This is a genomic window from Streptomyces sp. GL_140 (genome assembly GCF_057834465.1).
Map to the genome: position 1 here is coordinate 231,477 of NZ_CM174404.1, position 11,340 is coordinate 242,816.

Consider the following 11,340-nt stretch of genomic DNA (forward strand, 5'->3'; position numbering starts at 1 on the left):
TGAGATGCCCGGCCCCCCGCTGCCGATGCGACCGGGACGGCGGGCTTCGTGGGCCGTGCGGGTCGTCGACCGTCACGAGCGAGGGCCTGGATCGTTGCCACCGGCATGACTGACTTCATGGTGCAGATCCCGGCCGACTGGCTCGCCCGCGTGTTCCTCTCACTGCGACGCGGCAGCTCGGACGACGCGCACACCCTGGCGGCCGAGCTCCAGCCGTTCACCGAGAAGCCGGGCCAGCGGGTCCCGGTGCCCCGAACGACGATCCTGCGCACCGAACTCGCGCTGCGCGGCGAACTGCGCCAGGTGAACGAAAGCGAGCGACGCCGAAGGCTCTCCGAGGAAGCCGAGTACCTGATCAACGCCCGCCTGGAGCAGTGAGAGCCGCAGGCAGCCCACGACTGCGGGCCGCACGCACGGGCTCTGCAAGCGTCTGCGGGTGGGTCGGCCGATTCGGAAGAACAAGCGCCACACGGTGAAGGGACAGTGGCGTTCACCGATCATCGACTGGGCTCTCACCCCCAGCGTCCATGGTCAAGCGGAGCCTTCACCGGCAGGGATCCCCCACTGACCGTACAGACCCGCAGTCGAACGTCCGAAAGGCAACATAGAATCCTCCCATGGCCCAGAAAATCGTGACCGTCTATACCGATGACCTGACTGGTGAAGAGACCCAGGAAGCGTCGACCCACACCCTCGTTCTCGACGGTGTCGCGTACGAAATCGACCTCGCGCCCGAGAGCTACGACAAGCTCCTGGAAGCCGTGGCTCCCTTCACGTCAGCAGGGCGCCGGATCCGGGGAAGCCGGGCAAAGGCTTCTGCTTCCGCTTCCCGCCCTGTGGGCGCCGCGCAGAACACGGCGCTGATCCGCGCCTGGGCCAAGGAGAACGGCCTCAGCGTGAACGAGCGTGGCCGAATCAGCGCGGAAATCCGCGAGGCATACGCCAACGCCCACTGAGACACGGGAGCCCCAGAGGGTTCCGTGGAAGTTCGAGATCAACTGGCTTCGGGAATTTCAACTTTGACGGTCGCCCCGCCGGTCTCCGCGAGGATCACCTCGGCAGCGGGGCGGCCGTCCCCGCGGACGGTGTCGAGCAGGTCCAGGGCCGCTCCCGCTCGGTCAACAGGATGACGATGCGTGTGTCGAATGCGGCAAGCAGGACTCACACATGTCATCGCCGAAGCTCTCACCACATTCCATTCTCCCTGCAGACACAGCAGTCTGGCCCCGCGTCAGCACACGCGAGGCCAGAACTCCGGATTTCAGTGATGGGCACCCTTGGGCAGCCGGCCGATCTTGTCGTTGCTCTGCGAGGGGCCGTTACGGACGAGCAACCCGCCCCGGGCGATGACACGGCCCCGGAACGGGGGCTCCACGCCTCGGTGGTGGGCGCCAGTGCAACGCCAGAACCCGCCCCCGCCGGCTTGAGGGTCTGCGGATCGAGTAAGGGGACGTCGGCGTCCGACACATGCCATTGCACCGACGGCTGCGACGGCAGCACCCTTGACCAGCGTTCTACCTAATAACATATGCTCGCTCTCCCAGAAAACGTGAGTCAGGCCAGGGCTCGGGGATTCGACCCCCGGCTGTCCCGGTGCCCGCAACAGGCCCAGGAGAATGCGGATAGCCAGCGGTCCATCCACCTGCCAACCGGAAGATTTACGCTACACACATATCGATCTCGCGACCTGGACACATCAGCGGGCAAAGCAGATATTTCACCCAAACAGATGATCGCCTCAAGAGGGATCTCACGCACTCGGTACAGTTCCTCCGCTTGTACTACCTGGGGATCGAGTTCGGATGCCCACGGGCCGTCAACACACTCGCACAGGGGTCGCGGTCGGCCCCTGCGAGACCATTCCGCGTCCCGTTCCCCGCCATGGGGACATCGTGAAGGGCGTGCCGGCCTCGGAGGGAAGCATCGAACTTCGGTCCGGTGAGGACCGGTACCCGCGGGTTACCGACGCAGGAGGGTCTTGGCGGTGAGGAGGGCGTGGTCCGTGTGGGTGTGGACGGGCAGGGCGGGCTCGTTGGATCTGATCAGGTAGCGGGTTGGCGGGTGGGGGGCGACGGCCGCCATGGGGATGTTGGTCTCGGCGCAGTGGCGGTGCGTGCGCAGGACGACGGAAACAGCGGCTGGGGTGCCGGCGTCCGGGTCGAGGGCGATGACCAGGGCCGCCGGATGATGTTCCTCGATGAGGAGGTCGATGGCCTGGGCGAGGGCGGCTCGCTCTTCGGTGGCGACGGGCTCGTGGACGTTGATGATCAGGATGTTGTCGTCCAGCAGGAGCCGATTGTGCAGGTCCATGGTTCTCCCGGTCGCGGGAGCCGACAGGCGCCGACTCAGGGAGGGAACCTCGTGGGGCCCCGGCCGGTCACGATTCGTGGTGCCTGGTGTTGACCGACGTCGGGGCGGCCGCGAAGGGGCCGTCAGCCGATCTGTTCGGCCAGGGCGAGGATGATGCCCGAGGGGCCGCGGAGGTAGCACAGGCGGTAGATGTCGTCGTACTGCGCCACCTCGCCGATCAGTTCGGCGCCATGACGCCTCAGGCGGGCGATGGTGTCGTCGATGTCGTCGACAGCGAACATGACACGGTGCAGGCCCAGCGTGTTCGGCGGCGGGTTGTGGGATCCGTCGCGGGTCGCCGCCGGGGTACGGTACTGCGCGAGCTCCAACTTGCCGCTGCCGTCCGGGGTCCGCAGCATCGCGATGTCGCTGCGGACCCCGTCGAGTCCGACTGCCTGGTCCGCGAAGAGGCCCTCGATCTGCGCCTTGCCTTCGACCTCCATGCCCAGTTCGGTGAAGAAGGCGACGGCGGCGTCCAGGTCTTCGACGACAATGCCGACGTTGTCCATCCGCTGAAGCGTCATGGCGGTTCTCCCTCTGCGTTGCGCGGCCCTTTGAGGCCACCGGTATACCTGGGACGGAGCCGGCGGCCGGTTCTCGACACCCGTGAACGCCTGAGTTCCGAAGACCCTGCACACCTACGCGATGTCGCGACTTTTGAAGGAGGCGGGGTTTCGGGGATCGACGCCGAGGACAAAACGACTCAGGGCCTGATCAACAGGATCACGGAGAAGGACCGATGAGCCGCGCAGGATCTGAAGCGGTCTCGGTGGGATCACCGGGCGAGGGAGACGGCGAAGGGCTCGAAGCCGTGTCGGCGCAGGATGTGGGGCACGACCAGGATCATGGCCTCGGTGGCACGGGCTGTGGTGATGTCGCCGAGGTCCTCGATCCATGCGGGCTGCCAGCCAAGGTCACCGAGCAGGCCGGACACGATCTTCTTCGCGTTCTCGTCATTGCCCGAGACGTAGACGGTCGGTGGGGTGGACAGGGTTTCGGGAGCGGTCATGACCATGAACAGCATGGTGTTGAGGGTCTTCACCACACGGGTGTCGGGGAGGGCCACCTGGAGCTGCTCGGCGAGGCTGCTGCCCGGGTAGCGCAGGTCGCCGGGCAGGCCGTCGTCGGCGTCGCGGGTGGCGTTGGAGACGTCGATGAGGATCTTGCCGGCGAGTTCGGTGCGCAGGCCGGCCAGGCGGTCGAGGGCGCTGTCGCCGGGCGTCGCGTTGATCACGATGTCCGAGGTGCGGGCGGCGGTGCGCTGGTCGGCGAAGGAGACCCGGGGGCCTGTGCCTTCGGCGGCCGCCGTGGTCTCTTCCGTCGGGCTCCGGCGGCCGAGGGTGACGTGGTGTCCGGCCTCGGAGAGCTTCCTGGCGAGGTTGGTGCCGACGCGCCCGGCGCCCAGGATGCCGATGTTGGTCATGAGGTGATGCTCCTTGCGTCAAGGGGGTGGAGAGGAGTGGCGATGTCCGTTCAGACGATCGGCAAGAGGACCTTGAGGGCGGTGGTGTGGATGCCGGGGGCGGCGGCCAGGAAGTCGCGGCTGGCGGTGTTCCAGGGTTCGCCCGCCAGGTCGGTGACGGTGCCTCCGGCTTCGGAGACCAGCAGGGCGCCGGCGACCAGGCCGGAGCGGACGTCGGAGAACTGCCAGAACGCGTCCATGTGTCCGGCGGCGACGTGGATGAGCTGCAGCGTGGCGGGAACGGACACGCGCACGACCAGGCCGTTGATGAGCATGGCGGTGACGGAGTCACCGATCCGCCGCAAGGTTCGCTCGTCCTCTCCGGGCTTGGCCTGGCCGGTGCCGACGAGCGCGGCGCCCAGGTCGGTCTTGGCGGACACATTCAGCGGACGGCCGTTGAGGTGGGCACCGCCGCCGGCGACGGCGGTGTAGGTGTCGCCGGTCAGCGGCAGGTGGACGACGGTGAGTACCGGCCGGTTGTCGCGGACCAGAGTGGCGGTGACGGCCCAGTCCTCCATGCCGTGGACGTGGTTGATGTTGCCCTCGGCGGGGTCGACGACCCACCACTCCCCCGCCGGAAGCGCGCCGCCGGCCAGCTCGTCCTCGGCCCACCGCGACCCAGGCCGGGCCCGCAGCAGCGGCTCCCGCAACACGTCCAGCACCGCGTCGTCGTTGGCGTGGATCTCCTCGACGACCTCGTCGAGACTCACTCCTCGGGCCTGCGAGGTGTAGCGGTCGCGCAGCGTGAGGCCGGCGGACTTCACCGCGGCGGTCACGTCGGACAGAAGCAGCGTGTGGGCGTCGAAAGGCATGGCGGGCTCCTCTGGGTCCGGTCCACGCGGGACGGCTTGTGCCGCACCCGCACTTCGAAGCTAGGGCCCCTGAGGATTAACAACAAGTGCATGCTTTTCACTCGTAGAGTTACTCTCATGCAACTGGACCTGAACCTGCTCACTGCGCTGGACGCCCTGCTGGAAGAAGGCAGTGTCGCCGGCGCCGCAGCCCGTCTTCACGTCACCTCACCGGCGATGAGCCGATCCCTGGGCCGCATCCGCAAGGCCACCGGCGACCAGATCCTGGTCCGCACCGGCCGCAGCATGGTCCCCACCACCCGCGCCCTGGCCATACGCGCCCAGGTCCACGCCCTCGTGCAGCAGGCCCACCAACTTCTCTCCGCGCAGCAGGAACTCGACCTGGCGGCTCTCGAGCGGGTCTTCACCGTGCGCTGGCACGACGCCCTGACCGCCGCCTGCGGCACCGCTCTGATCACCGCTGTCCACCGCCAGGCCCCCGGCGTCCAGCTGCGCCTGCCCGCCGAACCCGGCACGGACACTCCCGAGCTGCGCCGAGGCGAGGTCGACCTCGAATCAAGCTCCAGCCGGCCGACGCTCCCCGACATCCGCCACCGCCTCGTCGGCAAGGACCGGCTGGTCATCGCCGTACGCCCGGGCCACCCGCTCACCGAAGGCCCTTTGAGCCTCGAACGCTACGCGGCCGCCGAACACCTCACCGTCTCGCGGCGCGGACGCCTGCGCGACCAGATCGATGACGTCCTGACCACGTGCGGCACCGAACGACGCGTCGTGGCCGCCGGGCCCACCGCCGCCTTCGCTCTGCAGCTCGCGCTGGGCACCGACCTGGTCGTCACCCTTCCGGACGCGGTCACCCGCGCAGCCCGGTACCAACTCGGCCTGGTCACGCTGCCGTTGCCGCTCCAGCTGCCCGACGTCCCCCTGTACCTGCTGTGGCACCAGCGCTACGACGACGACCGCGCCCACACCTGGCTGCGCGAAACTGCCGCCGAAACCGTCCAGGCGCTATTCGCACCAGAGACCGACACTCACCAGCCCCTCTCCGACCGGACGGGGCCGTGACGGACTGTTGGGCTCAATGATCGGGCTTGGCCATGGGGAACGTCATCGCCGGCATCCATGGCTAGGCCACCCCCACGCTGCACACGGCAAGGTCCCTCCACGGGCGGACGCGGGGCCATGGCCGTGAAGTGCCCGGGCCGTCCCAAAGGGCGTGCTCTGGGATCCCTCGACGGCGTGGGCTACCCCGCCTTCCTCGACGAGGACAGCCACCTCAACGCGGCCGAACTGTGGTGGCCCGGCGAGGGAAAGACCACGACCACCGGGGCCCTGTTCGACGGCCACAACGTGTTCACCGACCGCGCCGCGGAAATCCTCCGCCAGGTCCGCGAACGAGGCTGGACCGTAGCAGCCGAAGACGCCGAGAGCCTGGTCGCGTCAGATATCGCACTCGATCGCCCTGAGGCGACTCTCGGCCGGGCTGTTGTTCCACAAGTGTCGAATTACTCGCCGGTGCGGCCGTCGATTGCCTCACGAATGAGATCTGCGTGGCCGTTGTGGCGAGCGTACTCCTCGACCATGTGGGAGCAGATCCAACGCAGTGTGTAGCGCTCACCCGACCGGTCGGCACCCGCACTCAGCTCATCCAGGGACGAGAGCTCCGTATGGATTCGCGACTCTTTGATCTGAGCCCTCCAGGCCTCGGCTGCCTCCTGGTAGGTGTCCGCAGGCCCCACCCGGAAGTCCCCGTCCGGGATTTCATCCGAGAAATAGAGAGGGCCGTCGCCACTCCGTCCGGCGAAGACCCGGGCGAACCAGTGCCGTTCGACCTCGGTCATGTGCCGCACCAGACCAAGCAACGTGAGAGCCGACGGCTTCACTGCGGCTCGACGCAGTTGTTCGTCCGTCAGGCCGGCACACTTCAGGTCAAGCGTCGCACGGTGAAAGTCAAGCCAGCCTTCCACCATGCCCCGCTCGTCCGCGTCGCCGGGAGGTTCCACGCGCTCGATCGCCATTCCGGACCTCTTTCTGGAGTCAAGAGCGATTCTGCTTCGTGGAACGAGCCGGACTCCGCTCCGCTGCGACGTGTCGTTGGGGGGCTGGCTTCCCCCGCAAGGGAAACAGGTCTGCGAACGCCTCATCGCGAAAGACCTCGTCGAGGGCGAGCTCCTCAGGCGTGTCGGCGTACGACCGAGGCTCCCCAACCGCGTACGGATGAACGGACTCTGTCGCCGAAGTCCAGGGCAGCCGACACGGACCCCCTTGAGACCCGAGGACTCCATGACGAAACCCCCCGCATCTCGCCCCCACTGGCGCCGCCGTACGGAAGCGGACCCACATGGTCTGCCCTAACTTCGACGCCGCTGCACGGCACGTCCACGGCTTCGCCGAGATGCTCCACAACCTCGGGGGCGACGAACTCCCGGACTGGATGGAACGCGTGCTTGCCGACAACCTTCCAGCCCTCCACTCCCTGGTCGGCGGCCTGCGACGAGGCTTCGACGCTGTCAGCGCCGGACTCTCCACACCATGGAGTTCGGGCCAGGTCGAGGGACATGCTTACCCGGGTCAAACCCCTCAAACACATAGCCTACGGACGAGCCAACCTCGACCTCCTACGCCAACGCGTACTCCTCGCCCCATGACCGTGCGGCATCGCAAGATTCCCGGCAGAGCCACATGACGCGAGACGTCCACCACACCCTTCAGATGTGGGAAGTGAGGCCCGTGTCAGGGTCGTGGGAGATCAGCGCCGGTAGCCCTGGGGAATACCGGACGACCTCGGCGGTCAGCACTGCCCGTCGTCGACTGGCCGTCGCAACCTCGACCAGGAACCGCAGCACGGCGGCCACCCCCGCACCATCAAGCACATCCTCGGGCCAGACGGAGAACTCGATCTCCTCCTCGTCGTAGGGCAGGGCGAAGAACCACACGGCGCCGAAGCGGGCCCGGAAGGCAAAGCTCGTCCCCTCACCCTCCGGCTCGTCTGCCCAGGCGCGGAAGAGGTCGGCGAGTGCAGGATGCACGGGATCGAGCCGGGGGTAGGGGTGCTCCACCTCGGTCTCGTCGGCTACGACACGCAGGCGTTCGAGGACCGCGATCCACTCGGCGCGGGTCGTGTTGAGGACTCGAATGTCCCTCAGGCTGCCATCGAGATGGAAGACATCGCACATCCACGGCTCCGGCAGGCACCGCGCTCGGGTACCGCGCTCACCGGCGTGGGCGTCCTCGTGCTTCAACTCAACCCGTCCCATCTTGTTGGTCCCGCCGTGGCACCGAGGTAAGAGGTCGCCACCGTACAGAAGGACCGGCCTGGCCGGTTCAGCGGTGGGTGATCCCATGCTCCAGGTCCTGCGGCATCACAAGAACAACGGCGGAGTCGACGAACGGGCCCAGCAGTGTCGCGGTAAGCAGCGCGGCAGGGATGGTCAGCCGATCATCCAGCCGTGCTCCCTATGCGCGGCATCTGCTTCTTCTTCGCCAAGCCAGTCGAGGCTGAACCGCTGGCCCCGTAGTCGGAAGATCCCCGCAGCCCAATCAGTAAGCTCCTCATCGAGCTCCTCAGCCGAGACGATCCCGTCGTCGAAGTCGGGCAACTGCTCTGCTGGGCCGAGACGAGACAGCGCCCACTCCGGAAGCTCTTGCGGATTCCCCCACCGCCTTCGCCAGAAAGGCCCCTCCCTCCACCACCAGGTGGTGACTCGGATCACGAGCACGCCGATCTGTTCGTCCCCGTTCATGAGACGAGCAGCAGCGCGGCGGTACGGGTCGAGCCGGGCATCGGTCGGTGGCTCCTGCCACTCACGTCTGAACACACCCTCATTCTTACTGCCGCACTGCAGACCACGGCCGACCCGGAGTTCACAAACGCCTGATCACGCCACGTCTGCATCCCTCGCGATGACCTTGAGCCGGTTCTTGAGCCGGTAGCTCGCGCCCGTTGGTGGAGATCACATCGCAGTGGCGCAGTCGAACGCGCCGCCAGCTCGATGTGCGGATCGCCTGCCCGGACGTCACCCGAGCCCGTGACCTCGCCCGAGCCTTCGCCGAACTCCTCCGACACCGACGGAACGGCGCCCACACGCCCGGGCGATGTGGGTGGCGACCGCCACCGCAATACTCATCGCGGCGATCCGGTCCGCCCGCGCCCCACGCCTACCCGCCAGAACGCCGCTTACACGGGCGTGCAATTGGCATTGACGTATGCGATCCACAGGTACGACGTGAGCCACTGAGTGATCCAGTCGAACGTTCTCACGCACTCCACCGAGTTCGCCTCCTCAAACTCCCCCATCCACTGACGGGCTTCCATCACCGACTCGACGGGCGTCGACCCGCTGCCGCTGAACCGCTGCTCACCGATGGCGTCCTGGGACGCCGCAGTGCGGCGCTGTTTCGCGGCGCACGTGTCACCCAAGTCGGAGTGGGTGCGGGTGCCCGTGACTTGACTGCCCGACTGGGACTGCATTCTTGCCCGCGTGGGCCCTGACCCCACCGAGGTGCTGACGCATCTCGCCGCCACCCCCTGGCCGTGGCTCATCCCGAGTTCTTCGCCGGTGGTGGGCGGCGCAAGCGAGCAAGGCGGCGAGGTCGACAAAGGCTCCCTGATACAGGATTGAAACCAAATCAACATGCAATGACAGCCATATCGCGACTTGGCTAACATATGCCATAGATAGCTTACATTCATGGCATATTTAAAATTCGGCAGCTTGCACCCCTCACCTGCCTCTACGGCTACACTGTCGACGACGTTCCCGCAGCCTCGGGCTGCAATCAACGACGAGAAGGCCTCCGATTCACGCGGCAAGCGGAGAGCAGCGATTGTGGCGATGAGTATCGCCTGCCTCGGATTTATAGCACCCTCCGACGCTTCCGCCTCCGGCGGGCTTGCGCCATCCGAAGGGGCACAGCTCAACTGGAAACCCTGCATTGACGTGGCAGCGGAATGGGATGCAGACGATAGCATTTCCGAGTGTTCCATGCTTACCGTGCCGCTTGACTACGCCAAGCCACAGGGGCGTAGTATCAAGATTGCGGTTAGCAGGATCAAGGCCACCCAACCCGAAAAGCGCCGCGGAATCCTGCTCACCAATCTCGGCGGCCCTGGCATGCCTGGACTCTCGGACCCTAGAGATCTCACCGCCGGCAATATGAGGGAGCTGGGCAAATACTCCGACCTTGTCGGATTCGACATACGAGGTTCTGGGTATAGCGAAAAGCCCGGATGTTCAGAGTTTTCGACGGACGAATTCCCAGCCCCTCCGCCAAACCTGACGGAGGAGGAGAGGGAAAAGTTCAACCGCGGCGCATACGCGGAGATTTTGAAGACGTGCGCCCTCAAGGACGTCGAGTTCTCTCAGTCGATGACTACGACGAGCGTGGCAAGAGACATGGATCAGATTCGCGTCGCCCTCGGCGAGAATAAGATCAGCTATCTCGGCAACTCATGGGGCACATCGCTGGGTGCTGTGTACCGGGGGCTGTTCGACCAGCACGTGGAGCGCATGGTCTGGGATTCCGTCATGGCGCCGGGACGGTCGACCGACGATCGCGGTCAAGAGGAACAGAAGGCCGCGACGGAGACCCTCTACCGCGATTTCACTGCCTGGATTGCCGACCGTGACACCAGTCTTCATCTGGGGCGCAGTGGGGCGGATGTGTCCCGCAAGTTACTGGCCCTCCGCGAAGACCTCGAGACCAAGCCGCGCGGTGAGGTCACAGCGGAAGAATTCAATAGCTATCTGCTGTCTCCTCGCGCCCGATGGGCAAAGGCCGGGAAGAAGCTGAGTGATATTGCAGCAGGCCAGACGTCAACGACATCGATACAGGAGAGCAGCATACGCACGTCGGGGAACGGGTTCGGTAAACCAGAAAAGTACGGTGACATCGAGTTCATACTCCGAGCAGTCGGCGGAAACGAGTCCACGGGCTCCCGGGGGACATTCGAGGAAGAGCTGGAGAAGGCGCAGGCGGACAAGGATAAATTCCCGGTGGGCGGCTACGGCGGCAAGGTGGGGATGATATCAGAATCCGGATGGCCTTTCCCCGGCAAAAGCCCGGAGCTACGCAATGGCAAGAGTCAGGTGCAGATGTTCGGTCACGCATACGAGACGAATACACCCATGCCCTGGGCCCAGGAGATGAAGCGTGCCGTCGGCGGTTCCCTGAGCGTCATCAACGACGACGTCCATTCCTCGCTCCGGCAGGTGGAGAAGCCGGCCAAGGATGCCGTGGCGTTCCTCCTGGGCGGTGCCTCATTCGAACGTACCTATGACGGGAACCCGATTGACGATCTACCGACTGGAGAATGACGAGGCAGGTGCGGATGCCTTGGCCCGGCCGGGTGTGTTGCCAGGGCTTCGTCGAAATAGTTCAGGTGAGTCTGAGGGTCATCAAGGGGCAGGTGTGGCCGCGGGGCTGTGGCCTAGGGCTGCAGCGACGTTGGTCACTGCGTGACACGGAGGGCGCTGATGGCGAGTGCGCAGGGCACAGCCACCGCGTGGGGGCTACTGCCCGTGCGGACCTGTGAGCGGCCTTCGTCGAAGGTGACGTCGCGGACCCAGTGGAGTTGGTCTCATCACCAAAGCCACCTCGACGCCGGACGAGGCAGTGGTGAGTCGAGTTCGCGAAGGCGGTCCGCTTGGGCGGCAGTGACGGCGGGGTTGAGGAAGCAGGAGCCGGCCTGCCATCGGTCAGGTCCGGACTCAGGGAGTA

12 protein-coding genes are annotated in these 11,340 nt (G+C 66.1%); 4 read left to right on the top strand and 8 right to left on the bottom strand.

The features are described from left to right. Nucleotides 1-105: 105 nt before the first annotated feature. Together AC3IYJ_RS01165 and AC3IYJ_RS01170 are read left to right on the top strand one after the other, a co-directional pair. Nucleotides 106-378 (top strand): hypothetical protein, encoded by a 273-nt coding sequence (locus AC3IYJ_RS01165; RefSeq protein WP_489399452.1) that lies wholly within the window; start codon nucleotides 106-108, stop codon nucleotides 376-378. Between the two features lie 239 nt (nucleotides 379-617). Continuing rightward, nucleotides 618-956, top strand: a complete 339-nt coding sequence (locus AC3IYJ_RS01170) for a histone-like nucleoid-structuring protein Lsr2 (RefSeq protein WP_489399453.1) — start codon at nucleotides 618-620, stop codon at nucleotides 954-956. 1,003 nt (nucleotides 957-1,959) lie between these two features. On the opposite strand, the gene AC3IYJ_RS01175 is transcribed toward AC3IYJ_RS01170, so the two are convergent. The 4 genes from AC3IYJ_RS01175 to AC3IYJ_RS01190 all read right to left on the bottom strand — a co-directional run bounded on the left by AC3IYJ_RS01175 (nucleotide 1,960) and on the right by AC3IYJ_RS01190 (nucleotide 4,623). After that, a complete protein-coding gene (locus tag AC3IYJ_RS01175; protein ID WP_489399454.1) occupies nucleotides 1,960-2,310 on the bottom strand; it encodes a hypothetical protein in 351 nt (116 codons plus the stop codon). Between the two features lie 122 nt (nucleotides 2,311-2,432). Beyond that, nucleotides 2,433-2,873 carry a VOC family protein gene (locus AC3IYJ_RS01180; protein WP_489399455.1) on the bottom strand — a complete coding sequence of 147 codons (441 nt, stop codon included), beginning with the start codon at nucleotides 2,871-2,873 and terminating at the stop codon, nucleotides 2,433-2,435. A gap of 251 nt (nucleotides 2,874-3,124) precedes the next feature. Beyond that, entirely contained in the window at nucleotides 3,125-3,772 is a 648-nt protein-coding gene (locus AC3IYJ_RS01185; protein ID WP_489399456.1) for an NADPH-dependent F420 reductase, read from the bottom strand. A gap of 50 nt (nucleotides 3,773-3,822) precedes the next feature. Next, nucleotides 3,823-4,623, bottom strand: coding sequence for an inositol monophosphatase family protein (locus AC3IYJ_RS01190; protein WP_489399457.1), 801 nt, complete (start codon nucleotides 4,621-4,623; stop codon nucleotides 3,823-3,825). A gap of 117 nt (nucleotides 4,624-4,740) precedes the next feature. Between AC3IYJ_RS01190 and AC3IYJ_RS01195 the strand changes: the two genes are divergently transcribed. Continuing rightward, a complete protein-coding gene (locus AC3IYJ_RS01195) occupies nucleotides 4,741-5,685 on the top strand; it encodes a LysR family transcriptional regulator (protein ID WP_489399458.1) in 945 nt (314 codons plus the stop codon). Nucleotides 5,686-6,125: 440 nt separating this feature from the next. Here the strand turns inward: AC3IYJ_RS01195 and AC3IYJ_RS01200 are convergent, their stop codons facing one another. The 4 genes from AC3IYJ_RS01200 to AC3IYJ_RS01215 form a co-directional block, all read right to left on the bottom strand. After that, complete coding sequence (locus AC3IYJ_RS01200) at nucleotides 6,126-6,638, bottom strand: DinB family protein (RefSeq protein ID WP_489399459.1); 513 nt, start codon at nucleotides 6,636-6,638, stop codon at nucleotides 6,126-6,128. A 690-nt stretch (nucleotides 6,639-7,328) separates the two neighbouring features. Then, a complete protein-coding gene (locus AC3IYJ_RS01205) occupies nucleotides 7,329-7,862 on the bottom strand; it encodes a hypothetical protein (protein WP_489399460.1) in 534 nt (177 codons plus the stop codon). Nucleotides 7,863-8,051: 189 nt separating this feature from the next. Beyond that, nucleotides 8,052-8,438 carry a hypothetical protein gene (locus AC3IYJ_RS01210; protein ID WP_489399461.1) on the bottom strand — a complete coding sequence of 129 codons (387 nt, stop codon included), beginning with the start codon at nucleotides 8,436-8,438 and terminating at the stop codon, nucleotides 8,052-8,054. 359 nt (nucleotides 8,439-8,797) lie between these two features. Continuing rightward, nucleotides 8,798-9,091 carry a hypothetical protein gene (locus tag AC3IYJ_RS01215; RefSeq protein WP_489399462.1) on the bottom strand — a complete coding sequence of 98 codons (294 nt, stop codon included), beginning with the start codon at nucleotides 9,089-9,091 and terminating at the stop codon, nucleotides 8,798-8,800. A gap of 523 nt (nucleotides 9,092-9,614) precedes the next feature. Here AC3IYJ_RS01215 and AC3IYJ_RS01220 point away from each other — a divergent pair. Beyond that, nucleotides 9,615-10,937 (top strand): alpha/beta fold hydrolase, encoded by a 1,323-nt coding sequence (locus tag AC3IYJ_RS01220; protein ID WP_489399463.1) that lies wholly within the window; start codon nucleotides 9,615-9,617, stop codon nucleotides 10,935-10,937. Nucleotides 10,938-11,340 lie beyond the last annotated feature (403 nt).